Genomic DNA, 25,862 nt, shown 5'->3' on the forward strand with positions numbered 1-25,862 from the left:
TGAGGCCGACCTCGTCGGATCCGTCCGAAGGGTGGCCCCAGACCGGGCGCAAGCCGCGAAACGGACACCGGCTTCCCGCGATCTGCCGAGGCGCGCGCCGGCGGTCACCTACCTTCAGGTCAAGGGTCACGGCTGGCCGTTGCAGGGGGCGGCCGCCGTGGTCCGGAAGCCTTCCGACCCACCGCACCCGCACCGCCCCCACGGAGAACACGACGTCGCGGTCTACTTCGGCAGCAGGGATGCCGAAGTCGGCAGCGGTCGCCGGTCACGGTCGTCCGGCCGGCGCTGAGCCCTCAGCCCCGCTCGAGGAGCCCTTGGGCGACCAGGGCCTCGGCAGCGGACTCGACCGCCCGCGGCGGGTCCACGCCCCGAGGTGCCGGGCCGAGCGCTGCGACGACCTGGTCGGTCAGGACGTCGAGGTCGGTCCAGGCCTCGCAGCGGTCGAGCAGGACGGTTGCCACCGGCGAGAGCCGCACGACGGTGTGCCCGACCAGCACCACCGACTCGCCGTCGCGGTCGACGCGGTCGGTCAGGGGCAGGCGTCGCACCCTCACGGCGCGGCCGCCAGCAGGTCGTCCCAGATGCCCTCGAGGTCGGCGGACTCCCGGTAGTGGATGCGGCGCACGCCCCCCAGTGACTCGCTCAGCTCCGCGAGGCGGCGCAGCGGCCGGGGCTGGTCCGGCAGGTGTGAGGTCTGGGGGACCAGGGACACGAGGCCGTCCAGGGTGGGCAAGGTCTCGACCACCGGCGGGCCGTCGTGGTCGTCGTCGCGCGCCAGCAGGCAGAGGCCGGCGAGGTGCAGCCGTCCGGCGGCGGGCACCAGGCCGAGGCTGCCCGGGGCGGTCTCGTCCTTGAACAGGCTGCCGGGCTGGCGCCGGAGGGACAGGGGCTTGGGATACGGCAGCACGGTGCCGTCGTCGAGGACGACCGTCGTCTCGTCGGTGACGTACCACCGGCCCGGGCCCAGCGTGCGGACCAGGGTGGTCTTGCCGGTCCCGCCCGGGGCGACGAAGGCCACGGCGGCGCCACTGGTCGGGTCGGCGAGGCAGGCGGCGTGGAGCATGAGGCACTGGCCGGCGCGGGCGTCGACCGCCGTCTCGGTGATCCGTTGCGTCACGACCTGCAGCAGGTCGTCCAGCTCGAGGCTGCTGTCGTACAGCACGTCGACGCGCACCTCGGCCGGCGTCCCGACCGGGGTCCGGCAGCACTCCCAGAGGTCCGCGAGGCGGTCCAGCACGTGGCGGGCCCGGTCGCCGGACACCCTGACCCCGACGGGCACCCCGAACGCGTCGACGACGATGTCCCGGGCCGCGGACCCCGCGTCAGCGGCCACTGGACCTCTCGACAAACGACGCCAGGTCCTTGGACTGCTGGAGCCGGCTGGGCTCGTGGACGTACATCATGTGGCCGGCCTCGTAGTAGGCGTGCTCGATGTTGCTGCGCAACGACTCCGGGACCTCCAGGTGCGCCACGACGTCCTGCGCGCCGTAGTAGGGGGTCGCCCCGTCGTGGTAGCCGTAGGCGATGTGCACCTTGAGGTGGGGGTTGCCCCGCATGGCCCTGGCCAGCTGCGCACTGACGTCGACCGGCTTGCCCTCGAACTCCTTGAACGACCACTCGGTCGAGGCCAGCTCCGAGATCTGCGCATAGGGCAGGTCGTTCTGGTAGCCGAGCTCGTCCCGCACGTAGTGGTTCCACGCCGCCGCATAGGGGCCGCTGATGGCGTCCATCGACGGGTCCGCGTCCCACGTCTCGGCGTTGCCACGGACCAGGGGTCCGGTGAACCGCGAGTCGAGACGACCGACGGCCAGTCCCTGGTCACGCAGCAGCTCGGTGAAGAAGCGCACGTGCTCGATCCGCAGGTTGGCGCGGTCCACGTACTCCTCCGACAGCCCCGTCAGGGCGGCGAGGCGGGTCACGTGCTCGGCCCGCTCTGCGGCACTGAGCCGGGACCCCTGCGACAGCGCCCACGGGTAGTCGCGCGCGGCATACTCCTCCGCCTCGGCGAGCACCGTCTTGAGTGACTTGCGCCCGTGCTTGCCGTGGAAGTGCGCCGTCGCGGCGTAGGTCGGCAGGTAGTCGACGTGGGCGCGGTCGTTGCGGAACTCGAAGTCGACGGTGGCCAGGTCGAGCACCGAGCTGATCAGCATGATGCCGTTGACGTAGAGCCCGTGCCGGATCTGCAGGTGCTCGGCCAGGGCCGCGGCGCGGATCGTGCCGTAGGACTCGCCGGCGATGAACTTCGGTGACAGCCAACGGTTGTGGCGCGTGGTCCAGAGACGGATGAGCTCGCCCACGCTCTCGATGTCGGCCTTGAACCCGTGGTAGTCCTTGGGCTTGCCGCCCTCGACCGCGCGGGAGTACCCGGTCGAGACGGGGTCGATGAAGACGAGGTCCGAGACGGCCAGCAGGGACTCGGTGTTGTCGACCAGGTCGTAGGGGGGTGGCGTGAGCCGGTCGACGTCGCCGGAGTCGACCCGCCGTGGGCCCAGCAGCCCGAGGTGGAGCCAGACCGAGCTGGAGCCCGGCCCGCCGTTGAACGCGAAGGTCACGGGGCGACGGGCGCCCGCAGGTGCGTCGAGGACGTAGGACGTGACGCTGAGCTCGGCCTTGGCCTTGTGCCCCTTGAAGACGCCGTCCTCGAACACCTCCGCGCGCAGCACGATGCGCCCCGCCGTGGCGGTGTAGCGCAGGGTGCGCCGACCGACCTTGAGGGTATGCCGCGTGGTCACCAGGTCGTCCTTCGGCGGCATGGGCGGTGGCTCGGCGTTCGGCTTGCTTCCGACGGGGGCGCCCGCGGTCAAGGGGGAGGACTCGGCTGGGGTCGTGGGCGCAGGGGAGGTCTGCGGGGTCTCGTCGGCCATGGTCGGCACCCTAGTGCGGCGGTCAGCTGCAGAGGCTGACGACGGCCACGGTGTGCGTGCGCGTCTGCGAGGCCGTTTGGTCGGGTTGCATCACGCGGCGCTTCCCGAGGAGCTACGCGGACGGCCGCATCGACAGGGAGGTCGTCGGCCACCGGTGCTTCGGCGAACACCCGTGGATGGTGTTGGCCCGGACACCGTCCTTGGCGCAGAGGGCCAGCACGATGACCGCTCCGACGACCGGCACGACACCGAGCACGACGAACCAGCCTGAGCGATCGGTGTCATGGAGCCGGCGCACGGCCACCGCGACCGAGGGCAGCACCAACACCAGGGCCACCAGCAGCGGCACGGTCCCGGTGCCGTCGGCATCAGCCCGACCGGTGAGCCCATCGAGGAAGGTCGCCGCCAGGGAGGAGGTGCAGGCGAACACCGTCCACCACCAGAACTCCGACCGGCGGGCCCGCCCGGCGAACGTCGCGTACTTGCGGAAGCAGCTCGAGACAGCATCGCCGAACGACATGTGGATGCTCCGATGCGAGGAGAAGACGACCCAGACCCTACGTAGACCGCTGACCCGGTCAGCCGTGACGTTCCGTCCGGCAGCTGGGCCCGGTTCTCGACGGGTGGGCGGTCGGGCGCGAGCGCGGTCGCGCCACGAGTCAGGCGTCGCGGGTGGCGGAGCCGGAGGCGGTGACGACGAAGCAGTCGGGCGCGCGGAAGCCCCGGTCGGCGAAGGCTGACTCCACGGCTGCGATGGTCGCCTCCGCGGCGTCGGCCCGGACGAGCGCGATGGCGGACCCGCCGAAACCGCCGCCGGTCATCCGGGCGCCCAGGGCCCCGGTGGCCACAGCCGCCTCGACGGCGGTGTCGAGCTCGGCGACCGAGATCTCGAAGTCGTCGCGCATGGAGGCGTGCGAGGCGACGAAGAGGCGGCCCACCGTCGGGAAGTCGTTGTGGCGCAACGCCTCGACCGTCTCACGCACCCGCTCGATCTCGGTGACTATGTGTCGCGCCCGTCGCCGGAGCAGGTCGGAGGAGAGCTGGGCGAGGCGCTCCGACAGGTCGTCGACGGAGACCTCGCGCAGGCTGGTGACGTCCAGCTCGCGGGCGGCCTGCTCGCACGACTCACGGCGTTCGGCGTACTGGCCGTCGACGAGCGCGTGCTCGGCGCGGGTGTCCATCACGAGCAGGGCCAGCCCGTGGGCGGCGAGGTCGAACGGCACCTGCTCGGTGCTGTGGTCGCGGCAGTCGAGCAGCAGGGCGCGGCCGGCCTCGGCGAGCAGGGCAGCGGACTGGTCCATGCCACCCGTGGGGGCCTGGGCGACGGTGTTCTCGGCCTCCACACACACTGCAGCGAGGGCTGAGCGGCCCGACGAGGTGGCCAGCAGAGCGAGGTCGTGGAGGTCGGAGACGCCGGCCGCCACTGCACATTCCAGGGCGGCGGAGCTGGACAGACCGGCGCCGAGCGGCACCCCGCCGTCCACGGCCACGTCGAGCCCGCCCACGGCATACCCGGCGGTGCGCAGCGACCACGGCACCCCGGCGACATAGGCGGCCCAGCCGGTCGGGTGCCCGGCGCCGACGTCGCCGAGCTCGACCTCGACCACGCCGTCGCCCTGCGCGGAGACGATGCGCAGGAGGTCGTCGTCGCGACGCCGCAGGGCGGCGAAGGTGCGCTGCGGCAGCGCGATCGGCAGGCAGAGCCCACTGTTGTAGTCGGTGTGCTCCCCGATCAGGTTGACCCGGCCCGGCGCCGACCAGACCCCGCACGGCTCGGCACCGAAGGTCCCCCGGAAGAGCTCTGCGGCGCTGGCAGCGCTCACAGGGCCACGTCCCGCAGGCGCTCCGCGATCTGCTCCGGTGGCACGTCGTTGACCCAGCCGCCCACGCCGGACTCCGAGCCGGCGAGGTACTTCAGCTTCTTCGGAGAACGGAGCACCGACATCACCTGCAGGTGCAGTCGCGACACCTCGCGGCCCCGGCTGCTGGGGGCCTGGTGCCAGCCCGCGATGTAGGGCAACCGGATCGGGCTGCCGTCCTTGGCGACGTAGTAGCGGTCGAGCCGCTGCAGGAGGTCGAGGTAGACGGTGGCCAGGTCGTCGCGCTCGGACGACGTGAGGGAGGGCAGGTCGGGCACGTCGCGCCGCGGCGCCAGGTGCACCTCGACCGGCCAGCGCGCCGCGAAGGGCACGTAGGCCACCCAGTGCTCGCTCTCGGCGACGATGCGGACCTTGGCCTCGAGCTCGGCGGCGAGGATGTCGGCGCCGAGGAGTCGACCCGTGCGGGCGTGGTGCTCGGTCGCCTGCGCCAGGATGGCCGCGGAGCGTTGCGGCACATAGGGATACGCGTAGATCTGACCGTGGGGGTGGTGCAGGGTGACGCCGACCTGCTGGCCACGGTTCTCGAAGCAGAAGACCTGCTCCACCTCGGGGAGCGCACCCAGCTCGGCCGTGCGGTCAGCCCAGGCGTCGATCACGGTGCGGGCCCGACTGGGGGAGAGGTCGGCGAAGGTCGAGTCGTGGTCGCTGGTGAAGCAGACCACCTCGCATCGGCCCAGCGCGGGGCCGGTCCGGTCCAGGTCGTCGGTCGGCTCGTCGTCCGGCTGGTGGTCGGAGACCGGCGCGTAGGAGGGGAACCGGTTCTCGAACACGACGACGTCGTAGGACGCCTCGGGCACCTCCGAGGGGACGCTCCCGGTGCCCGTGGGGCACAGCGGGCACTCGTCCTTGGGGGGCAGGAAGGTCCGGTTCAACCGGTGCCCGGCGACGGCGACCCAGTCGCCCACGAGGGCGTCGTGCCGGATCTCGCCCGACCGGGCACGCTCACCGAGGGGACGCTGGTCCTCGGCGGTGCGCACGGGGGCGTCGGAGGTGTCGTCGAAGTAGATGATCTCCCGACCGTCCGCGAGCCGACGGCTGGTGCGGGTCAGGCTCATGGGGTTCCTCGTCGGCGTCGGTCGAACCGGGTGCGGGGCTGCGTGGCGATCGTGACCTCGGCGCCGGCCTCGGTGAGGGCGGTGCGGGCGCGCGACCCGAGTCCCTCGTCGGAGACCACGAGGTCGACCGACGAGAGGGGGATGATCGTGCTGAGGCCGACGGTGCCCCACTTGGTGTGGTCGGCCAGGACGCAGACCTGCCGGGAGGTCTCGACCATGGCGCGGTTGGTCTCCGCCTCGACGAGGTTGGGGGTGGTGAGACCGGCCCGGGCATCCATGCCGTGCACGCCGAGGAAGAGCCGGTCGACGTGGAGCATCCGCAGGGCGGTCACGGCCACCGGTCCGACCAGGGCGTCCGAGGGGGTCCGGACGCCACCGGTCAGCACGACGGTCTGGCCGGGCGCCCCGGACTCGTGCAGCAGCTGGGCGACCGGCACCGAGTTGGTGACGACGGTGAGGTCGGGGACCGCGCAGACGGCGCGGGCGAACTCGAAGGTGGTGGTCCCCGCGGAGATCCCGATGGCCGCACCCGGCTCGACGAGCTGGGCGGCCGCCTCGGCGATGGCGATCTTCTGCGCCTGCATGAGCCCGGACTTGGCCGTGAAGCCCGGCTCCTCGCTGCTCCGGGCGCCGACGGCCAGGGCCCCGCCGTGCACGCGCTGCACGAGGCCCTCGCCCGCGAGCTGCTCGATGTCGCGCCGCACGGTCATGTCGGAGACGCCGAGCTGTTCGACCAGCTCGGACACGCGAACCGCGCCACTCTCCTCGACGAGCCCGAGGATGGTGGTGCGGCGCTGGCTCGCGAGCATCTCGATCAGTCCTCCCTGACGACGGCGACGCCACCCGGCAGGAGGGTGACGGTCGGGCCCACGGGGCCATCACCCACCACATCATGGCCGGTCGCCGGCACCTCTTGGGGCTGGTCCGTGTCGTTGAGCAGGAACAGCCACGAACCCTCGGGGCCTCGGCGGCGGGTGGCCTCGACGCCCGGCGGGACGTCGGCGACCGGGGAGACCCCGCCCGCCCCGGTCACCCGGTCGAGGACCGCCGCCAACGAGACGTCGTCCGGGAGCGTGCTGAGGTACCACGCGGCGCCCGCTCCGGTGGCGCGGCGGGTCAGGCTCGGTCGCCCGGCCAGGGGGCCGGCGGCATACCGGTCGAGCACCTCGCTGTCGACGGCGGTGACGTCCTCGCTCCAGAGCCGACCCGCGCCTCCCTCGGCGAGTGCGACGGTCTCACCGGGCATGAGGGGGAAGAACTCCTCGACGCGCACGCCGAGCAGGTCACGGAAGGCGCCGGGGTAGCCGCCGAGCCGCACGTGGTCGTCCTCGGTGGCGATGCCGGAGAAGAAGGTGACGAGCACCTGGGCGCCGGCCGCGGCGGCCGCCGCGATCGCCGCCGCGTGCTCGTCGGTCACCAGGTACAGGGTGGGGACCACGACGACCCGGTATGCCGTGAGGTCGGCACTCGGGTGCACCACGTCGGCCGTGATGCCCTGGTCTCGCAGCACGCGGTGGATCGCGTGCGCGGTCGTGGGGTAGCGCAGCTCGCTGGACGGCATGGCGGGACCGTGCGCGGCCCACTGGGCCTGGTAGTCCCACAGGATCGCGACCTCGGCCTCGACCCGGGAGCCCTTGAGTGCCCCGAGCCGGCCGGCCAGGGCGCCGAGCTGGCAGACCTCGCGGAACCGCGCGCTGTCGCGGCCCGCGTGGGGGACGAGCGCGGAGTGGAACTTCTCGGACCCGGAGCGGGACTGCCGCCACTGGAAGAAGCCGATGGTGTCGGCGCCGCGCGCCACGTGCGCGATGCTGTCGCGCACGGTCTGGCCGGGGTCCTTCGCGGGGTTGACCGGCTGCCAGTTCACCGCGCTCGTGGAGTGCTCCATCAGCAGCCAGGGCGCGCCGCCGGCGAGGCCACGGGTGAGGTCGCCGCTGAAGGCGAGCTCGGCCCGGGGGTGCTCGAGGGTGGCCACGACGTAGTGGTCGGTGCTCACGACGTCCTGGTCGGGCGCCCACTGGTGGTAGTCGAGGTGGTCGAAGTGCGCGAGCGTCATGAAGTTCGTCGTCACCGGCACCCCGGGGGAGAGGTCGTTGAGGACCGCCTTCTCGCTGCGGTGGAAGTCCAGCAGGGTGTCCGACTGGAAGCGCTTGTAGTCGAGCTCGTGGGTCGGGTTGGCGAAGGTCGTGGTGAGCCGCGGGGGCAGGACCTGCTCCCAGTCGGTGTAGCGCTGGCTCCAGAAGGCGGTGCCCCAGGCGTCGTTGAGGCGGTCGAGCTCGCCGTAGCGGCGCTCCAGCCAGACCCGGAACCCGGCGGCACAGGTGTCGCAGTAGCACGGGATGTTGTGGCAGGCGTACTCGTTCGAGACGTGCCACAGGGCGAGCGCGGGGTGGTCGTGGTAGCGCTGGGCCAGCTGGGTGGTCAGCGCCAGGGCGTGGTCGCGGTAGATGCGTGAGCTGGGGCACCAGGCCTGCCGGCTGCCCGGCCACAACGTCCGGCCCGCGTGGTCGACGGGCAGGATCTCGGGGTGCGCCGCGGACAGCCAGGGGGGAGGGGTGGCGGTCGCGGTGGCGAGGTCGACCGCGATGTCGTTCTCGTGGAGCAGGCCCATGATGTCGTCGAGCCAGCCGAAGTCGTACTCGCCCTTGGCGGGCTCGAGCCACGACCACGAGAAGACGCCGAGTGTCACGAACGAGACGCCGGACTCCCGCATGAGCTCCATGTCCTCGGCCCACACCTCGCGGGGCCACTGCTCGGGGTTGTAGTCGCCTCCGAAGGCGATCCGGTCTGTCGGCCACTGACGCATGGGCGACAGTGTTGCGCCGCTCAGGAAGCCATGTCAACAAAAATCAACATGTTGACGTCGAGATAGTTCGAAGGCGCATCGCGAGGCGTGTGCGTGCGCGGATGCCGTTGCTGTTGAGCGGATCCTGAAACAGATCACGATGGAAGACCGTTCACGCGAAACGCTTGACAGCAGTCCCCCCGGCGGTCATCCTCGTTTCTTGTTGGTGGTTTTTGATCGAATCTGTCGAGATCAGCGACCTCACCACGCCGGTGCTATCAGCGTTCAAAGGAGACCGCATGTCCCGCCCCGCCTCCGAGGCCGAGTACCTTGCCAGCCTCGTCCCTGCCTCCGTCCGCGGTGTGAGCCGTCGGACCCTCCTGCGCGGCGCCCTCGGCGCCGGCACCCTGCTCGCAGCCCCCACGCTGCTGTCCGCCTGTGGTGGCGGCGGCAGCGGTGGCTCCGGTGGCGCCGCCACCGGCACCGTGACGGTCGGCTCCAACCAGTCGGACGCCGTCCCGAAGGCCGCGATCCAGGCCGTCATGGACGCCTTCCAGAAGGCCAACGCCGGCCTCACGGCCAAGGTCAACACGATCGACCACAACTCCTTCCAGGAGAACATCAACAACTACCTCCAGGGCTCGCCCGACGACGTGTGGATGTGGTTCGCGGGCTACCGGATGCGGTTCTTCGCCTCCAAGGGCCTCGCGGGTGACGTCTCCGACGTCTGGAAGGACCTGTCCGGCGCCGGGATGTCCGACGCGCTCAAGAAGTCCTCGACGGGTGACGACGGCAAGCAGTACTTCGTGCCGTCGACCTACTACCCGTGGGCGATGTTCTACCGCAAGAGCGTGTTCGAGAAGCACGGCTACGCCGAGCCCAAGACGCTCGACGAGTTCAAGACCCTCGGCACGCAGATGAAGAAGGACGGCCTGGTCCCGATCGCCTTCGGCGACAAGGACGGCTGGCCCGCCATGGGCACCTTCGACCAGCTCAACCTGCGGGTCAACGGTTACGACTTCCACGTCAACCTGATGGCCGGCAAGGAAGCCTGGAACAGCGACAAGGTCAAGGCTGTCTTCGACACCTGGGCCGGGCTGCTCGAGTTCCACCAGCCCGACTCGCTCGGACGCACCTGGCAGGAGGCCGCCCAGACGCTCCAGCAGAAGAAGGCCGGCACCTACCTGCTCGGGTCCTTCGTCGCCCAGCAGTTCGCCAAGGGGGCGGAGCAGGAGGACCTCACCTTCTTCAACTTCCCCGAGATCGACTCCACCATCGGCGCCGACGCCATCGAGGCGCCCATCGACGGCTACATGATGGCCAAGCGGCCCAAGAACGAGGCCGGGGCCAAGAAGCTGCTCGGCTACGTGGGCTCCGCCGCGGCGCAGAACATCGTCGTCAAGGCCGACCCGAGCGTCATCGCGACGAACGACCAGGCCGACAAGGCGGCCTACACGTCGCTGCAGAAGAAGTCGGTGGAGTTCGTCTCGCAGGCCAAGTCGATCGCCCAGTTCATGGACCGCGACACCCGGCCGGACTTCGCCTCGACGGTGATGATCCCGGCCATCCAGTCCTTCCTCAAGAACCCGAAGGACATCGACGGACTCGTCAACAGCATCGAGAAGCAGAAGAAGAGCATCTTCGCGAGCTGACCACCCGCGACGACGCCTCGAGGAGTCACCGTGTCGACAAGCACCACGCCAGATCGCACCACGCCGAAGCCCGCCGGGCCCAAGCCCGCCAAGCTGAAGCGCTCGAAGTACAAGGGCATCGACCACCTGTCCCCCGTGGACCGGGTCGTCGTCTCGGTGATGATCGGCGTCCCGACGCTGCTCGTGCTGTGGCTCGTCGTCGTCCCGGCGGTCGGGTCGGTCCTGCTCTCCTTCACCAACTGGGACGGGATCGGCCCGATCTCCTCGGCCAAGGTCGTGGGGCTCCAGAACTACAAGGACGTCCTGACGATCTACCCGCCGTTCGTGCCGGCTCTCCAGCACAACCTGATCTGGCTGGCGGTGATGTTCTTCATCGCCACCCCGATCGGCATGTTCCTCGCCATCCTGCTCGACCGGGAGGTGCGCGGCTCGCGGGTCTACCAGACCGCGATCTACCTCCCGGTCGTGCTGTCGCTGGCCCTCGTCGGGTTCATCTGGCAGCTCATCTACAGCCGCGACCAGGGCTTCATCAACCAGGTCACCGGTGGCTCGATCGACTGGTACGGCGACACCCGCTACAACCTCTGGGCGGCCCTGCTGGCGTCGAGCTGGCGACACGTCGGCTACATCATGCTGCTCTACCTGGCCGGCCTGAAGGGCGTCGACCCGACGCTGCGCGAGGCGGCCAAGGTCGACGGGGCCAACGAGCGGACGACGTTCTTCAAGGTCGTCTTCCCGGTGATGTTCCCGATCAACATCATCGTGCTCGTCGTCACCGTCATCGAGTCGCTGCGGGCCTTCGACCTGGTCTGGGTCATCAACAAGGGGCGCAACGGCCTCGAGCTGATCTCGACCCTGGTGACGAGCAACATCGTGGGAGAGGCCAGCCGGATCGGCTTCGGGTCGGCACTGGCCACCTTCATGCTCGTCATCTCCTCGATCTTCATCGTCATCTACCTACGGATCGTCATGAGGGAGCAGCGATGACCGCCAGCAGCGAGGCGCCCCAGGTGGCTGCGCCGAGGAGCCGGAACCCGTTGAGCCCCAAGCGTCCCCAGGGCGCCGGGTCCAAGAAGGGCAACCGCGGCATCCAGGTCTTCCTGGCCGTCGTGGCGCTCGTGTGGATCTTCCCGGTCGCCTACGCCGTCCTCAACAGCTTCCGCGACTACGCCTACACGTCGCAGCACGGCTACCTGTCGTTCGGCGGGTTCACCCTGGCCAACTACAAGAACGCGTGGGAGCAGGCGAACTTCTCCCACACGATGCTCAACTCGGCCTACATCACGGTCCCCGCCGTGGTGCTGACGCTCTTCCTGTCGGCCTGCGTGGCGTTCGTCGTCGCGCGGTTCTCCTTCAAGTTCAACCTGGCCCTGCTCGGGTTGTTCACGGCGGCGAACCTCCTGCCGCCCCAGGCGCTGCTGATCCCGGTCTACCGGATGTTCCGCGCCATCGAGGTGCCGTTCTGGTTCAGCGACTCGGGCACGCTGCTCAACTCCTACTGGGGCCTGATCCTCGTCAACGTGGCGTTCCAGACCGGCTTCTGCACGTTCGTGCTGTCCAACTACATGAAGACGCTGCCCCGCGAGCTCTACGAGTCGGCCGTCGTCGACGGCGCGGGCGTGCTCCGCCAGTTCTTCCAGCTCACCCTCCCGCTGTGCCGCCCCCCGCTCGCCGCTCTGGCCACCCTCGAGGTGACCTGGATCTACAACGAGTTCTTCTGGGCGACCGTGCTGCTCCAGTCGGGCGACAAGTACCCCGTCACCAGCTCGATCAACAACCTGCGGGGCCAGTTCTTCACCGACAACAACCTGGTGGCCGCCGGCTCCGTGGTCATAGCCTTGCCCACCCTGATCGTCTTCTTCCTCCTGCAGAAGCAGTTCGTCGCAGGCCTGACCCTGGGAGCAACCAAGGGATGACGTCGCCGACCGCAACCCTCCGGTCCGCTGGCACCTGCCTCGTCCTCGACACCTCGGGGGCAGGGCTCCCGAGGGTGGTGCACTGGGGCGCCGACCTCACCGACGCCGTGGTCGCCGAGCTCCCCGCCCTCGTGGTCGGCCCCGTGGCCAACAACGCCCTGGACGAGCCCTGGCCGCTGACCGTCCTTCCCGCCAGCGGTGACGGCTGGCTGGGCACCCCCGGGTATGCCGCGCACCGAGCCGGTGGCGCGACCGCCCCGCGGTGGGTGGTCACCTCGGAGCTGGACGGTGAGCGTGCCCTGGTCACCACCGCGGCCGACGGCGCGTCCGAGGTCGTGCTCCGGCACTCCCTCGACGAGCACGGCGTGCTCCGGGTGTCGAGCTCGGTGACCAACACCGGCAGCGACGCCGCGACGCCCCTCGACGTCGGCGCCCTGCGGGCGCTGCTCCCGCTCCCGGCGCGGGCCACCGAGGTGCTCGACCTGACCGGCCGCTGGTGCCGCGAGCGGTCGCCGCAGCGCTCGGTCCTCCAGGACGGCACCCACCTGCGCGCCTCGCGGCGTGGTCGCACCGGCCACGACGCGACCCTGCTGCTGACGGTCGGCACGGCCGGCTTCGGCTTCCGCACGGGTGAGGTCTGGTCGGTCCACGTCGCGTGGAGTGGCAACCACGAGCACCTCACCGAGCGACTCCCCGAGGGCGCCGGCATCCACGCGGCGGTGCTCGGCGGTGGTGAGCTGCTCGAGCCCGGCGAGGTCCGGCTCGCGCCGGGAGAGACCTACACGGCGCCCGACGTCGTGTTCGTGCACGCCACCGACGGCCTCGACGGGCTGTCCCGCCGGCTGCACCGCAGCCAGCGCAGCACTGCGCCGCACAGCAACGACCCGCGGCCCCTCGTCCTCAACACCTGGGAGGCGGTCTACTTCGACCACGACCTCGACCGGCTGAAGCAGCTCGCCGACACCGCCGCCGGGATCGGGGTCGAGCGGTTCGTCCTGGACGACGGCTGGTTCGGCAGCCGCCGCGACGACACCAGCGGGTTGGGTGACTGGGTGGTGTCCACCGACGCGTGGCCGCAGGGGCTCGGGCCGCTCGTCGAGCACGTCAGGGGCCACGGCATGGAGTTCGGGCTGTGGTTCGAGCCCGAGATGGTCAACCTCGACTCCGACCTGGTGCGGGCCCACCCCGACTGGGTCCTCGGACCGCAGGCGGGACCTCCGCGTCCGTCCCGGCAGCAGCACGTCCTCGACCTCGCCAACCCCGACGCGGCCGCCCACGTCGAGCAGCAGATCAGCGCGCTGGTCACCGAGCTCGGCATCGACTTCATCAAGTGGGACCACAACCGCGACCTGCACGAGGCGGTGCGCACCGGCCCCGACGGCGTCGACCGACCGGCCGTGCACGCCCAGACGACCGGCTTCTACGCCCTCCTCGACCGGCTCCGGGCGGCTCACCCCGCCCTGGAGATCGAGTCCTGCTCCAGCGGGGGAGCGCGGGTCGACCTCGGCGTCCTGGCGCGCACCGACCGGATCTGGACCAGCGACTGCAACGACGCGCTCGAGCGAGCGCAGATCCAGCGCTGGACCTCGCTGCTGGTGCCGGCCGAGCTGATGGGCACCCACATCGGCCCGGCGACCGCACACACCACCCACCGCACCCTCGACCTGTCCTTCCGGATGCTCGTGGCGCTCCAGGGTCACGCAGGGCTGGAGTGGGACATCACCGGGTGCACCCCCGACGAGCTGACCGCCCTGGCCGCGTGGTCGGGGCTCTACCGCGAGCTGCGCCCCCTGGTGCACACGGGCGACCTCGTGCGCGCCGACCTCCCCGAGGAGCGGGGGCTGCTCGTGACCGGCACCGTCGCGCCGGGCGGCGAGCAGGCGGCATACACGGTGCTGCGGACCCACACGGGTCCGTCGGTGACGCCCGGACTCCTCACCCTCCCCGGGCTCGACCCGGAGCGCACCTACACGGTCCGGGTCCGCCCCGAGGCCGGCCTGCCCGCGGGGATCCAGGTGCGCGGCCCGGGCTGGTGGGACGACGCACTGGACTCGGGCATCCGGGTCAGCGGAGCCGCGCTCGGACAGGTCGGCCTGGCGCTGCCGGTGCTCTCACCCGCCCGAGGTTTCCTCCTGCACCTGACCTGACAGAATGGCGGCCATGCCTGAAGCGTCCGCTCCCGCTGCGCTGCCCCGGACCCTGTCCGGGATGCAGCCGACCAGCGACTCCCTGCACCTCGGCAACTACCTCGGGGCGCTGGTCAACTGGGTGAAGCTGCAGGACGAGTTCGACGCCTTCTACTTCGTGGCCGACCTGCACGCCCTGACGGTCCCGACCGACCCGGCGGTGCTGCGCCACCGCACCCGCGCGACGGCAGCCCAGTTCATCGCCGGCGGCGTCGACCCCAAGCGGTCTGCGGTGTTCTGCCAGAGCCACGTCACCGAGCACGCCGAGCTGGGCTGGGTGATGAACTGCCTGACCGGTGACGGTGAGGCGCGGCGGATGACCCAGTTCAAGGACAAGGTCGCCAAGGGCCAGAACGCCAACGTCGGGCTGCTCACCTACCCGATGCTGATGGCCGCCGACATCCTCATGTACGACGCGGCCTACGTGCCGGTGGGCGAGGACCAGCGCCAGCACCTGGAGATCACCCGCGACCTGGCCGAGCGGTTCAACACCCGCTTCGGCGAGACCCTCGTGGTGCCGGACGCGTACATCGTCAAGGGCTCGGCCAAGATCATGGACCTCCAGGACCCGACTTCGAAGATGAGCAAGACCGGGTCCTCGCCCAAGGGCCTGATCGACCTGATGCAGGACCCGGCCAAGATCGCCAAGAACATCCGCTCGGCGGTCACCGACACCGACGGCGAGGTGCGCTACGACCCCGAGCACCAGCCGGGCATCTCCAACCTGCTCGTCATCCACTCGGTGCTGTCCGGCACCCCGGTCGAGGAGGTCGCGGCGTCCTTCGCGGGTCGTGGGTACGGCGACTTCAAGAAGGAGGTGGCCGACGTCGTGGTCGAGTGCCTCACCCCCTTCCAGGAGCGGCTGGCCGAGCTGCTCGACGACCCGGCCGAGCTCGACCGGATCCTGGCCGACGGCGCCGACCGCGCGCGCGAGGTCGCCCGGGCCACGATGGCCCGCGTGCGCGACGCCGCGGGACTGCTGCCCAGTGCCCGCTGAGCCGACAGTGCGCCCACAGAGCTTGGTCCAGAACGGCGTTGGGTAGGGTCGCCGTCGTGCCCACCATCGGTGTGTCCATCGCCATCCCGTCCCCCCACGCGGAGATGCTCCAGTCCAAGCGTGCCTCCTTCGGCGACCCCCTGGCCGACTCGATCCCCACCCACGTCACCCTGCTGCCGCCGACCGAGGTGGAGGGCGACGACCTGTCAGACGTGGTCGAGCACCTGGCCGACGTCGCCGCCCAAGGCCGCTCGTTCCCGATGGTGCTGCGGGGCACCGGCACCTTCCGGCCCATCTCGCCCGTGGTGTTCGTCCAGGTCTCCGGTGGGCTGGCCGACTGCGAGCTGCTGGAGAAGTCGGTGCGGCGCGGGCCGCTCAAGCGCAAGCTCGACTTCTACTACCACCCGCACGTGACGGTGGCCCACCACGTCTCCGACGACAACCTCGACCGCGCCTTCCACGAGCTGGCCGACTTCGAGTGCACCTTCGAGGTGACGGACTTCCACCTCTACGAGCACGGGACCGACGGCGTCTGGCGCCCGGTCCGGTCGTTCGAGCTGGACGGGGCCTGAGGGTGCAGACCCTCAAGGGCTGGTGGGCGCGCATCCAGGCGACCCCCGCCTGGCGGGCGTGGAAGCGGTACAGCGACCACCGGGGCAACCTCATCGCGGGTGGGGTCGGCTACTTCGCCTTCTTCTCGGTCTTCCCCGCGGTGCTGCTGGCCTTCACGGTGTTCGGGATCCTGCTGCGCAGCCAGCCGCAGCTGCTCGCTGACACCAAGGACGCCATCAACAACCTGCTGCCGGGCTTCGTCAAGACGCCCAGCCAGCCCAACGGCGTCATCGACGTCAGCGCGCCGACGGGCGCCGCGCTGTCGGTGCAGGGTGTCATCTCGGTCGTCGGCCTCGTGCTCGCCGGCACCGGCTGGCTGGGGGCGATGCGTGAAGGCATCCGAGCCATCTTCGGCGTGGAGGGCTCGCCGGGCAACGCCGTGCTGGCCAAGCTCCGTGACCTCGGGGTGCTCCTGCTGCTGGGTGTGGCGATCCTGCTCTCGGCGGCAGTCGGCGCCGTCGCCGGATCCACCGCCACCTGGGTGGCCGACCTGGTCGGTCTCGGCGGCCAGGAGTGGGTCCTCGGCGTCGTCGCCTTCGTCGTCGGTGTCGTCCTCGACGGCGCGATCGTGGCCGTCATGCTGCGCATCCTGTCGGGGCTCCCGCTGCCCTGGCGGGCCGTCCGCAACGGCGCGATCTTCGGTGGGGTGGGGCTGACCGTGCTCAAGACCTTCGGCGCCCTCCTCCTCTCGAGCACCACGAACAACAAGCTCTACCTCGGGTTCGCCCTGGTCGTCGGTCTGCTCGTGTGGCTCAACTTCATGTCGCGGGTCATCCTCATCTCCGCGGCCTGGGCGGCCAACGACCTCGACACGGGCGCCGCCGCCTCCGGCCTGACCGCGGGGCAGGTCGACAAGCTCGTCGAGGGCCCGGACACCGAGGCCCTCGTCACGATCCGCCAGCGCACCGACGCGGGCCTGCCCACCTTCGGCCAGCGCGCCGCCGACCGCACCAGCGTCGCAGCGGGAGCGGTGCTCGGCGCGGTGGGCGCGGTCGCGCTCGGCACCATCGGCCGCGGCATACGGAGCCTGCTGCGCCGTAGGTGAGGCTCAGCGCTGCCGGCCGACTCAGCGGTGCCGGCCGGCGCGCGCTCGCACGACCTGGCGCCGGGCCCGGACCGCGAGAGCGAGGGCCAGCAGCACGACGACCGCACCGACCAGGCCGGCCTGGCCCAGCCGGCTGCTCGGCCAGAACCCGGCTCCGGCCTCCGGGACGGCGGCAGCCCTGGCGGCGGCACCGGTCGCCGGGGCCGTGGGGGAAGCGGGGGCGAGGCTGTCGGAGTTGCTCGGCAGCGGGCTGGGCGGCGTCGTGACGGTGCCGGGCTGCACGAGCTCACCGACGGACCCCGCACGGTCGCCGTAGGCGAAGGCCCAGTCGTACATCGCCGCCTGCGGGCGCCACGACGAGTCCAGCCCGTACATCTCGCTCAGCAGGTAGGTCTTCCCACCACGGGTCACGGCCGAAATGAAGGTGCGGTTGGCCTTCTCGGTGTAGCCGTTCTTGATCCCGATGGTGCCCTCGTAGTTGTAGAGGAGCTTGTTGTGGTTCTGGATCTTGAAGCTCGCGCGCTTCTTGGTCCTGGGGTCGACCCGACCCGGGAAGTCGACCTGCTTGGTCGCGACGTAGGTGCGGAAGTCCTTCAGCCCCAACGCAGCCCGGCCGATCAGGGCAAGGTCGTACGCACTCGAGGTCTGCCCCGGTGCGTCCAGCCCCGACGGGTCCTTCGCGACCGTGTCGTGCGCCCCGAGGTATGCCGCGTGCTCGTTCATCGCGGCCAGCGTCGCCTCGCGTCCGCCGCCGGCCTCGGCCAGCGCGTAGGCGGCGTCGTTGCCCGACGACATCAGCAGGCCCTGGAACAGCTGGCGTCCCGTGTAGGGGAGCCCGGGGACGATGCCGACCCGGGTGCCGTCCGCGTTCGCGTCCTGCTGCGTTGCGACGATCCTGCGGGTGGCAGGGACCTCGGGGATCAGGGTGAGGGCGGTGAGCGTCTTCAGCGTGCTCGCCGGCAACAGGCGGGCGTGGGCCGCCTTCGCGGCGATGACCTCGCCCGAGTCGAGGTCGGCCAGCACCCACGACACGTCCTTGAGCGGCGGTGGAGCAGGCACCCCGGCGGGGAGGTCGGTGACGACCCCCATCGAGGCCAGCTGCGGCCCCCCGATCGACAACAGCGGCTCCACCGTCGCCCGCGGCACCGGCAGCGTCTTGGTCGTCGCCGTCGGTGTCGGCTTCGGTGTCGTCGCCGCGTGGGCAGCAGCGGGCGCCAGCGCGCTCGTCGCGACCAGGAGTGCGAGGAGCGCGCGCGACGACGCTGTCACGAGGGCCAAGAGGTCAGAAACGCGAGGTCAGGAGCGCGCGCTTGACTTCCTGGATCGCCTTCGTCACCTCGATGCCACGAGGGCACGCGTCGGTGCAGTTGAAGGTGGTGCGGCAGCGCCACACCCCCTCCTTGTCGTTGAGGATCTCCAGGCGCTGCGTGCCGCCGTCGTCGCGGCTGTCGAAGATGAACCGGTGGGCGTTGACGATCGCCGCGGGACCGAAGTACTGGCCGTCGTTCCAGAAGACCGGGCAGCTCGTCGTGCAGGCCGCGCAGAGGATGCACTTGGTCGTGTCGTCGAACCGGTCTCGGTCGGCCTGGCTCTGGATCCGCTCACGGGTCGGCTCGTTGCCCTCGGTGATGAGGAACGGCATGACCTCGCGGTAGGCGTCGAAGAACGGCTCCATGTCGACGATCAGGTCCTTCTCGACGGGAAGGCCCTTGATCGGCTCGACGGTGATCGGCTTGTCGGGGTTGACGTCCTTGATCAGCGTCTTGCAGGCGAGCCGGTTCTTGCCGTTGATCCGCATGGCGTCCGACCCGCAGACGCCGTGGGCGCAGGACCGGCGGAACGACAGGGAGCCGTCCTGGTCCCACTTGATCTGGTGCAGCGCGTCGAGCACGCGGTCGGTGGCGTGCGCGGTGACCTCGTAGGTCTCCCAGTGCTGCTCGCTGTCGGTCTCGGGGTCGAACCGCGAGATCTTGAGCGTGACGGTGAAGGACGGGACCACCCCGGCCTTGGGGGAGTCCTGGCCGCCGGTCTGGGCGGGCTTCTCGGCAGTCGCGGTCATCAGTACTTGCGCTCCATCGGCTGGTAGCGGGTGACGGTCACGGGCTTGTAGTCCAGGCGGACCTCGTCGGCGAACTTCGGGCCCTGCTCGACGTCGGTGACCGGCGCGCGGTAGGCCATCGTGTGGCGCATGAAGTTCACGTCGTCGCGGGCCTCGTAGTCCTCCCGGAAGTGTCCGCCGCGCGACTCCTTGCGAGCCAGCGCACCCAGCGTGATCACCTCGGCCAGCTCGATGAGGAAACCGAGCTCGACGGCCTCGAGCAGGTCGGTGTTGTAGCGCTTGCCCTTGTCCTGCACGACGACGGCGGCGTAGCGCTCCTTGAGCTCGTCGATGACGCCGAGGGCCTCCTTCATCGAGGCCTCGGTGCGGAACACCTGGACATTGCGGTCCATGGTCTCCTGCAGGGCGCGGCGCAGGTCGGCGACGCGCTCGCCGCTGTCGCGGGTGCGGATGGTCTCGACCATGCCCTCGACGAGCGCGGCCGGGTTGGCGGGTAGGTCCACGAACGGTGCGTTCGCGGCATACTCCGCGGCGGCGATGCCGGCCCGGCGCCCGAAGACGTTGATGTCCAGCAGGCTGTTGGTGCCGAGGCGGTTGGACCCGTGCACGGAGACGCAGGCGACCTCGCCGGCGGCGAAGAGGCCGGGGACGATGTCGGTGTTGTTGCGCAGCACCTCGGTCTCGACGTTGGTCGGCACGCCACCCATCGCGTAGTGCGCGGTCGGGTAGACCGGCACCGGCTCGGTGTAGGGCTCGACGCCGAGGTAGGTGCGCGCGAACTCGGTGATGTCGGGCAGCTTGGCGTCGATGTGGGCCGGCTCGAGGTGGGTCAGGTCGAGCAGCACGTAGTCCTTGTTGGGACCGGCGCCGCGACCCTCGCGGACCTCGTTGGCCATCGACCGGGCGACGATGTCGCGGGGCGCGAGGTCCTTGATGGTGGGGGCGTAGCGCTCCATGAAGCGCTCGCCGTCGGCGTTGCGGAGGATGCCGCCCTCACCGCGGGCCGCCTCGGACAGCAGGATGCCGAGACCGGCCAGGCCGGTCGGGTGGAACTGGAAGAACTCCATGTCCTCCAACGGGATGCCGCGGCGGAAGGCCACGCCCATGCCGTCGCCGGTGAGGGTGTGGGCGTTCGAGGTGGTCTTGAAGACCTTGCCGGTGCCGCCCGTCGCGAAGACGACCGACTTGGCCTGGAACACGTGCAGCTCGCCGGTGGCCAGCTCGTAGGCGACGACGCCCGCGGTGTGCTCGACGCCGTCGGGGCCGGTGTTCATCAGCAGGTCGAGGACGTAGAACTCGTTGTAGAACTCCACGCCCTGCTTCACGCAGTTCTGGTAGAGCGTCTGCAGGATCATGTGACCCGTGCGGTCGGCCGCGAAGCAGGACCGGCGGACGGCGGCCTCACCGTGGTTGCGGGTGTGCCCGCCGAAGCGGCGCTGGTCGATCTTGCCCTCGGGCGTGCGGTTGAACGGCAGGCCCATCTTCTCGAGGTCGATGACCGCGTCGATCGCCTCGCGGCACATGATCTCGGCTGCGTCCTGGTCGACGAGGTAGTCGCCACCCTTGACGGTGTCGAAGGTGTGCCACTCCCAGTTGTCCTCCTCGACGTTGGCGAGGGCGGCGCACATGCCGCCCTGCGCCGCGCCGGTGTGGGAGCGGGTCGGGTAGAGCTTGGTCAGCACCGCCGTGCGGGTGCGGGTGCTCGACTCCAGCGCGGCGCGCATGCCTGCGCCGCCCGCGCCGACGATGACCACGTCGTACTTGTGCGTCTGCATCAGTGCTGGTTCCTTCGGGTTCCTGGGTCGTCCGTGGTCATCGTGCGCACACGGAGAGGGTGGAGGACGGGTCGAGGCACGGGTCGAAGGTGAAGATGACCAGGGTGCCGAGCACCATGACGAGGAGCGCGCTCGCCACGAGCAGACCCTTGAGGATCCACCGCGTGCGGTCCTTCTCGGTGTAGTCGTTGATGATCGTGCGGACCCCGTTGAACCCGTGCAGCTCGGCCAGCCAGAGCATCAACATGTCCCAGGTCTGCCAGAACGGGCTGCTCCACTTGCCGGCGACGAACGCGAAGTCGATGCCGTGGATGCCCTCGCCGAGCATGAGGTTGACGAACAGGTGGCCGAAGACGAGGACGAGCAGCAGCACGCCGCTGGCCCGCATGAACACCCACGACCAGAGCTCGAAGTTGCCGCGGCCCTTGGAGACCCGGCGGTAGCGGGACTTCTTCTTGGAGACGGCGTCGGGGCCGGCGTGGTAGTTGGTCTCGGTGGTGGCGCTCATGACTTCCCCCGCCCTCTCAGTGCGTGAACACGATGGTCAGGTGCCGGATCGCGAAGGGCGCGAAGAGCACGACGAAGCCGATGACGACCGCCCAGAAGAGCTGTCGCTGGTACTTCGGGCCCTTGGCCCAGAAGTCGACGGCGATGATGCGCAGGCCGTTGAGCGCGTGGAAGATCACCGCGGCGACGAGGCCGGCCTCACCGAGCCCGACGATGGGGTTCTTGTAGGCCTCCATCACCTCGTTGTAGGCGTCGGGGGAGACCCGCACCAGCGCAGTGTCGAGCACGTGCGCGAAGAGGAAGAGGAAGAGGAGTACGCCGCTGATGCGGTGGGCCACCCACGACCACATGCCTTCGCGGCCGCGGTAGAGGGTCCCGTTGGCTGCCTGCGCCACTGCGCGTCCCTTTCGAAGCAGATGTCACGGCAGTCGTCGTCCAGCGTCGAGGGCCGTAGTACGCCCGTCAGGTTATCGGCCCGGCAGCGTGCACCGTGAACGCCCCTGCTGTGAGAAAGCAGACAGGTCGGGTTACCAGTCGGTATGCCGCGTGGTGGCCGGTGGCCCGGTCCTTGCCGACGTGGGGGCCGCGCTGCTCCGGGGCTTGACTTCGAGCACACTCCAACCCCCACGCTGGGACCATGGAGCTGACCACGGAGCTGACCATCGCCGAGACGGCCGAGCGGACCGGGCTCACCGCCCACACGCTGCGTTACTACGAGCGGGACGGGCTGATGCTCGACGTGCCGCGATCCACCAGCGGGCACCGCCGCTACCGCGAGGGTGACCTGGGCTGGATCGAGCTGATCACCCGGCTGCGCACCACGGGCATGCCGATCCGGGACGTCCGTCGCTACGCCCAGCTGGTGCGCGCCGGGGAGGGCAACGAGGCCGAGCGCCTGGAGATCCTCTGTCGCCATCGCGACGCAGTCCGCGCGCGCCTCGAGGCGGAGGCTCGGCACCTGGCCGCCATCGAGCGCAAGATCGCGGTCTACCTCGGCGAGGCCGACACCTGCCACTGAAGACGTGACCGTCGCCCGGCGTGACCCCGCGCCGGCGCGACGCCACGCCGGTTCACGGCGGAGTGGTCACCAGACCCGCTCGCGCTCGCCGTCGAGCATGGCCTGCTGCTCCGCCGTGAGCTCGAGGTCGACTGCCTCGATGCTCTCGTCGAGCTGGGCCACCGACGAGGCGCCGACCAGCGGTATGGCGGGCACGGGTGCACCGAGCATCCACGCGAGCACCACCTGGTTCCGGGTCGCCCCGGTCTGCCTGGCCACCTCGTCCAGCACCGCGAGCCTGGCGGGCGTGCCCGGGTGGTCGAACGACTCCGGAAGGGGCTTGTCGGCACGGGTGTAGGCCCCCTTGAGCAGCGGCGAGTAGGCCACCAGGCTCAGGCTCGGGTCGTCGGCGAGCCAGCTCAGCACCGCACCGTCCGCGACGCCGACGGTGCCCTCGGGCGACGCGAGCCCGGGCTGGTCGGTGCGCGGCCGCAGGTAGGAGTGCTGGAACTGCACGACGTCGTAGGACGGCCGACCGCCCGCAAGGCTCCGCGAGCGCTCCAGCTCCCACGCCCAGAAGTTGCTGGCACCGAGCATGCCGACCGCGCCGTCCTCGACCAGGCCGGCGAGCCCGTCGACCTGGTCGGCCAGCGGCGTGCCGGGGTCGCGCAGGTGCGCGTAGTAGAGGTCGATCTGCTCGATCCCGAGCCGTTCCCGGCTGCGGTCGACCTGCTCCCGGACCACGGCGGGGGACAACCCTTCGATGCTGCGGAAGTCGCGGGCCGGCGCCAGCGGGCGGGCCCCGACCTTGGTGGCGACGACCATGCTGTCGCGCTTGCCGCTACTGGCCAACCAGCGGCCGAGCAGCGCCTCGCTCTCGCCACCCTGGGTCCCGTTGGCCCAGAACGCGTAGTTGTTGGAGGTGTCGACGAAGGTGCCCCCGGCCTCGACGAACCGGTCCAGCAGGGCGTAGGCGGTCGGCTCGTCCGTGGCGGTGCCGAACCACATGGCGCCGAGGGCGAGCACGCTCACCTCGCGCTGGCGGGCGGGGTGGGTGCCGATCGTGCGGTACTTCATGGTGCGCTCCTGTTCGCTCTGGTGCGGACGACCGTTCCGCTTCGAGCGCGCTCCAAGTCAAGCCCGCACCTCGTCCAGTCCTGACGGCGTCTGACGGACTGCCTACCCGACGAGCGTCCGGGACCGCTGGGCATCGGCGTAGTGCCCGAGCAGCTGGTCGGTGAGGGTGGCCCACGACCGGCCGGTCACCTGCACCCGCCCGGCGGCACCCATCGCCTCGCGCTTGACCCGGTCGCCGACGAGGTGGGCGACCGCGTCGCGCAGCGCCGTCGGGTCGTCGGGGTCGAAGAGCAGTCCGGTGCGTGAGTGGTCGACGAGGTCGAGCGGGCCACCGCGGCCGGGTGCCACGACCGGCAGCCCAGTCGCGGCGGCCTCCTGGAGGGTCTGGCCGAAGGTCTCCCGGGTGCCGGTGTGCACGAAGAGGTCGAACGCGGCATACGCCCGGGCGAGGTCGTCGCCCTCGCGACGGCCGAGGACGACGGTGTCGACCCCGGCCGCGGTGAGCGCGGCGCCGTCCTGGCCGCGGGTGGGTCCGTCGCCGACGAGCACCACCCGCACGCCGGGCAGTCCCGCGAGGCTGGTGAGTCGCAGCAGCTCCTTCTCGGGCGCGAGCCGCCCGACGTAGCCGACGAGGACCTCGCCGTGCGGGGCCAGCGAGCGGCGCAGGGCAGCGGTGCCCGCGTCCAGCCGCCACCCGGGGTGGAACTGCACGGCGTCGACGCCCCTCGCCCAGAGGGTGACGCGGGGGATGTCGTGGGCGCGCAGCTCGGCCAGCGTCGCGGACGACGGGGCCAGGGTGAGGTCGGCCAGCTCGTGCATGCGGCGGATCCACCGCCAGGCCGCCCGGGCCGCCCCGCGTCCCACCGCGCCGGGACCGTGCTGGCGGAGGTAGCTCGGCATGTCGGTCTGGTAGACCGCGACGGTGGGGAGGCCGAGGCGGTCGGCAGCCGACAGCGCGCTGGCGCCGAGGACGAAGGGTGAGGCCACGTGCACCACGTCGGGCGCGAAGCCGCGCAGCAGGGTCTCCACCTCGCCACCCAGCGGGAGGCCGACCGGGAACTGGCGCACCGGCACGGACGCGAGGCCGTGCACGGCATACCCGGCGTAGCTCGTGGGGGCGGGACGGGGGGCGATGACGACTACCTCGTGGCCGCCGTCGCGCAGGCACTCGACCACCCGGCAGACGCTGGTCGTCACGCCGTTGAGGTAGGGGAGGAAGGACTCCGTCACGATGGCGACTCGCACGACTCCAGCCTCCGCACCCCGGGTGAGGGGACGGCCACGGCCGGGGGTGTGTCGGGTGAGCGGCAGGTGACCGGCTGGTGCGTGGGCTAGCGTTCCGGCCATGTCATCGCCGGCGACCACGGAGGCTGCACCCCCGACCGACCACTTCTGGGCGGTGGTCCCCGCCGGCGGGGCGGGCACCAGGCTCTGGCCGCTGTCGCGGGCCAGCTCGCCCAAGTTCCTGCGCGACCTCACCGGCACCGGGCGCTCGCTGCTGCAGTCGACCTGGGACCGGTTGACCCCGTTGACCGGGCCGCGTGTGCTGGTCGTCACCGGCGTCGCCCACCGTGCTGCCGTCGCCGATCAGCTGCCGGACCTGCCCCCCGACCAGCTGCTCGCCGAGCCGGCCCCACGCGACTCGATGGCCGCGATCGGCTGGGCCGCGGCGGTGCTCGAGGCCCGCGACCCGTCGGCCGTGCTCGGGTCGTTCGCGGCTGACCACGTGATCGGCGACGAGGACGCCTTCCGGGCCTGTGTCGCCGAGGCGGTGGCCGCCGCCGAGCTGGGGTACGTCGTGACGATCGGCATCGAGCCGACCCACCCGGCGACCGGGTTCGGCTACATTGAGCTGGGCGACGCGCTGGGGTCGGGCTCCGCCCACGCCGTGACCCAGTTCGTGGAGAAGCCGGACCGGGCCCGGGCCGAGGAGTACCTCGCCACCGGCCGGTTCCGCTGGAACGCCGGGATGTTCGTCGTCAAGGCGACCGTGCTGCTCGACCTGCTGGCGCAGTGGCACCCCGAGCTCGCGACCGGCCTGCGGGCGCTCGCGGCCGACCCGTCGCGGCTGGCCGACGTGTGGCCCGGCCTCGAGAAGATCGCGATCGACCACGCGGTCGCCGAGCCGGCGGCCGCCGAGGGCCGGGTTGCCGTGGTGCCCGGTGGGTTCGGCTGGGACGACGTGGGCGACTTCAGCTCGCTGGGTGCCCTGCTCCCCGACGCCGACGGTATGCCGGGGGTGCGGGTCCTCGGTGACGCCTCCGCCGTGCGGGTGGTCGACGCGAGCGGGGTCGTCGTCCCCGGGGGTGACCGGGTGGTGGCGGTCGTCGGGCTCGACGACGTGGTCGTGGTCGACACCCCCGACGCGCTCCTGGTGATGTCGCGCGACCGCGCCCAGGACGTCAAGGCGGTCGTCGACGCCCTCCGGGCCGAGGGCCGCACCGACCTGCTCTGATCC

The 25,862-nt window shown here is 71.0% G+C and carries 24 protein-coding genes; 9 read left to right on the top strand and 15 right to left on the bottom strand.

The genetic code is table 11. The annotated features are described in order from the left end of the window. Positions 1 to 293: 293 nt before the first annotated feature. The 8 genes from ASG95_RS05395 to ASG95_RS05430 form a co-directional block, all read right to left on the bottom strand. Positions 294 to 554 carry a hypothetical protein gene (locus ASG95_RS05395; RefSeq protein ID WP_157581747.1) on the bottom strand — a complete coding sequence of 87 codons (261 nt, stop codon included), beginning with the start codon at positions 552 to 554 and terminating at the stop codon, positions 294 to 296. After that, entirely contained in the window at positions 551 to 1,333 is a 783-nt protein-coding gene (locus ASG95_RS05400; protein WP_057376816.1) for a hypothetical protein, read from the bottom strand. Before ASG95_RS05400 ends, ASG95_RS05395 begins: the two co-directional genes overlap by 4 nt. Next, positions 1,323 to 2,864, bottom strand: a complete 1,542-nt coding sequence (locus tag ASG95_RS05405; protein WP_057376817.1) for a S10 family peptidase — start codon at positions 2,862 to 2,864, stop codon at positions 1,323 to 1,325. The genes ASG95_RS05400 and ASG95_RS05405 overlap by 11 nt, the downstream gene beginning before the upstream one ends. A 112-nt stretch (positions 2,865 to 2,976) precedes the next feature. Then, entirely contained in the window at positions 2,977 to 3,384 is a 408-nt protein-coding gene (locus ASG95_RS05410; protein WP_082592349.1) for a DUF805 domain-containing protein, read from the bottom strand. 139 nt (positions 3,385 to 3,523) lie between these two features. After that, positions 3,524 to 4,687, bottom strand: a complete 1,164-nt coding sequence (gene galK / locus ASG95_RS05415) for a galactokinase (RefSeq protein WP_057376818.1) — start codon at positions 4,685 to 4,687, stop codon at positions 3,524 to 3,526. Beyond that, positions 4,684 to 5,799, bottom strand: a complete 1,116-nt coding sequence (gene galT / locus ASG95_RS05420; protein WP_200961296.1) for a galactose-1-phosphate uridylyltransferase — start codon at positions 5,797 to 5,799, stop codon at positions 4,684 to 4,686. The genes galK and galT overlap by 4 nt, the downstream gene beginning before the upstream one ends. Beyond that, positions 5,796 to 6,608 carry a DeoR/GlpR family DNA-binding transcription regulator gene (locus ASG95_RS05425; protein ID WP_056922953.1) on the bottom strand — a complete coding sequence of 271 codons (813 nt, stop codon included), beginning with the start codon at positions 6,606 to 6,608 and terminating at the stop codon, positions 5,796 to 5,798. Before ASG95_RS05425 ends, galT begins: the two co-directional genes overlap by 4 nt. Before the next feature lie 5 nt (positions 6,609 to 6,613). Then, on the bottom strand, positions 6,614 to 8,602 hold the full coding sequence (locus ASG95_RS05430; protein ID WP_057376819.1) for a beta-galactosidase: 1,989 nt from the start codon (positions 8,600 to 8,602) through the stop codon (positions 6,614 to 6,616). Positions 8,603 to 8,880: 278 nt separating this feature from the next. On the opposite strand from ASG95_RS05430, the gene ASG95_RS05435 reads away from it, so the two are divergent. Genes ASG95_RS05435 through ASG95_RS05465 form a run of 7 tightly spaced genes read left to right on the top strand, consistent with a single transcriptional unit; the run spans position 8,881 to position 16,989 of the window. Further along, positions 8,881 to 10,233, top strand: a complete 1,353-nt coding sequence (locus ASG95_RS05435; RefSeq protein ID WP_056922951.1) for an ABC transporter substrate-binding protein — start codon at positions 8,881 to 8,883, stop codon at positions 10,231 to 10,233. Between the two features lie 30 nt (positions 10,234 to 10,263). Then, positions 10,264 to 11,220, top strand: coding sequence for a carbohydrate ABC transporter permease (locus ASG95_RS05440; RefSeq protein WP_235543414.1), 957 nt, complete (start codon positions 10,264 to 10,266; stop codon positions 11,218 to 11,220). Then, positions 11,217 to 12,149, top strand: coding sequence for a carbohydrate ABC transporter permease (locus tag ASG95_RS05445; RefSeq protein ID WP_082592350.1), 933 nt, complete (start codon positions 11,217 to 11,219; stop codon positions 12,147 to 12,149). Before ASG95_RS05440 ends, ASG95_RS05445 begins: the two co-directional genes overlap by 4 nt. After that, positions 12,146 to 14,296, top strand: coding sequence for an alpha-galactosidase (locus ASG95_RS05450; protein ID WP_057376820.1), 2,151 nt, complete (start codon positions 12,146 to 12,148; stop codon positions 14,294 to 14,296). Before ASG95_RS05445 ends, ASG95_RS05450 begins: the two co-directional genes overlap by 4 nt. A gap of 13 nt (positions 14,297 to 14,309) precedes the next feature. Then, positions 14,310 to 15,332 carry a tryptophan--tRNA ligase gene (trpS, locus tag ASG95_RS05455; protein WP_056923239.1) on the top strand — a complete coding sequence of 341 codons (1,023 nt, stop codon included), beginning with the start codon at positions 14,310 to 14,312 and terminating at the stop codon, positions 15,330 to 15,332. 56 nt (positions 15,333 to 15,388) lie between these two features. Further along, positions 15,389 to 15,904, top strand: a complete 516-nt coding sequence (locus ASG95_RS05460; RefSeq protein WP_056922949.1) for a 2'-5' RNA ligase family protein — start codon at positions 15,389 to 15,391, stop codon at positions 15,902 to 15,904. A 2-nt stretch (positions 15,905 to 15,906) separates the two neighbouring features. After that, a complete protein-coding gene (locus tag ASG95_RS05465; protein ID WP_057376821.1) occupies positions 15,907 to 16,989 on the top strand; it encodes a YihY/virulence factor BrkB family protein in 1,083 nt (360 codons plus the stop codon). 21 nt (positions 16,990 to 17,010) lie between these two features. Here the strand turns inward: ASG95_RS05465 and ASG95_RS05470 are convergent, their stop codons facing one another. From ASG95_RS05470 to sdhC, 5 genes are read right to left on the bottom strand one after another with little or no spacing between them, the layout of a single operon-like run. Beyond that, entirely contained in the window at positions 17,011 to 18,258 is a 1,248-nt protein-coding gene (locus ASG95_RS05470) for a D-alanyl-D-alanine carboxypeptidase family protein (protein WP_056922947.1), read from the bottom strand. 13 nt (positions 18,259 to 18,271) lie between these two features. Further along, the gene (locus ASG95_RS05475; protein ID WP_057376822.1) at positions 18,272 to 19,048 is read right to left on the bottom strand and encodes a succinate dehydrogenase iron-sulfur subunit; all 777 of its coding nucleotides are present in this window, start codon (positions 19,046 to 19,048) and stop codon (positions 18,272 to 18,274) included. Beyond that, on the bottom strand, positions 19,048 to 20,823 hold the full coding sequence (sdhA, locus tag ASG95_RS05480; protein WP_056922945.1) for a succinate dehydrogenase flavoprotein subunit: 1,776 nt from the start codon (positions 20,821 to 20,823) through the stop codon (positions 19,048 to 19,050). The genes ASG95_RS05475 and sdhA overlap by 1 nt, the downstream gene beginning before the upstream one ends. Positions 20,824 to 20,860: 37 nt before the next feature. Next, a complete protein-coding gene (locus ASG95_RS05485; RefSeq protein WP_056922944.1) occupies positions 20,861 to 21,331 on the bottom strand; it encodes a succinate dehydrogenase hydrophobic membrane anchor subunit in 471 nt (156 codons plus the stop codon). A gap of 16 nt (positions 21,332 to 21,347) precedes the next feature. Continuing rightward, on the bottom strand, positions 21,348 to 21,725 hold the full coding sequence (gene sdhC, locus ASG95_RS05490) for a succinate dehydrogenase, cytochrome b556 subunit (RefSeq protein WP_082592352.1): 378 nt from the start codon (positions 21,723 to 21,725) through the stop codon (positions 21,348 to 21,350). A gap of 242 nt (positions 21,726 to 21,967) precedes the next feature. Between sdhC and ASG95_RS05495 the strand changes: the two genes are divergently transcribed. Next, complete coding sequence (locus ASG95_RS05495) at positions 21,968 to 22,348, top strand: MerR family transcriptional regulator (RefSeq protein WP_056922943.1); 381 nt, start codon at positions 21,968 to 21,970, stop codon at positions 22,346 to 22,348. 66 nt (positions 22,349 to 22,414) lie between these two features. Here the strand turns inward: ASG95_RS05495 and ASG95_RS05500 are convergent, their stop codons facing one another. Then, complete coding sequence (locus ASG95_RS05500) at positions 22,415 to 23,404, bottom strand: aldo/keto reductase (protein ID WP_057376823.1); 990 nt, start codon at positions 23,402 to 23,404, stop codon at positions 22,415 to 22,417. Between the two features lie 102 nt (positions 23,405 to 23,506). Next, positions 23,507 to 24,649: a glycosyltransferase family 1 protein gene (locus ASG95_RS05505; RefSeq protein ID WP_057376824.1), complete on the bottom strand. Its 1,143-nt coding sequence runs from the start codon at positions 24,647 to 24,649 to the stop codon at positions 23,507 to 23,509. 100 nt (positions 24,650 to 24,749) lie between these two features. On the opposite strand from ASG95_RS05505, the gene ASG95_RS05510 reads away from it, so the two are divergent. Beyond that, positions 24,750 to 25,859 carry a mannose-1-phosphate guanylyltransferase gene (locus ASG95_RS05510; protein ID WP_057376825.1) on the top strand — a complete coding sequence of 370 codons (1,110 nt, stop codon included), beginning with the start codon at positions 24,750 to 24,752 and terminating at the stop codon, positions 25,857 to 25,859. Positions 25,860 to 25,862 lie beyond the last annotated feature (3 nt).

The organism is Phycicoccus sp. Soil803 (genome assembly GCF_001429685.1).
In the GTDB taxonomy this organism is placed as follows: domain Bacteria; phylum Actinomycetota; class Actinomycetes; order Actinomycetales; family Dermatophilaceae; genus Pedococcus.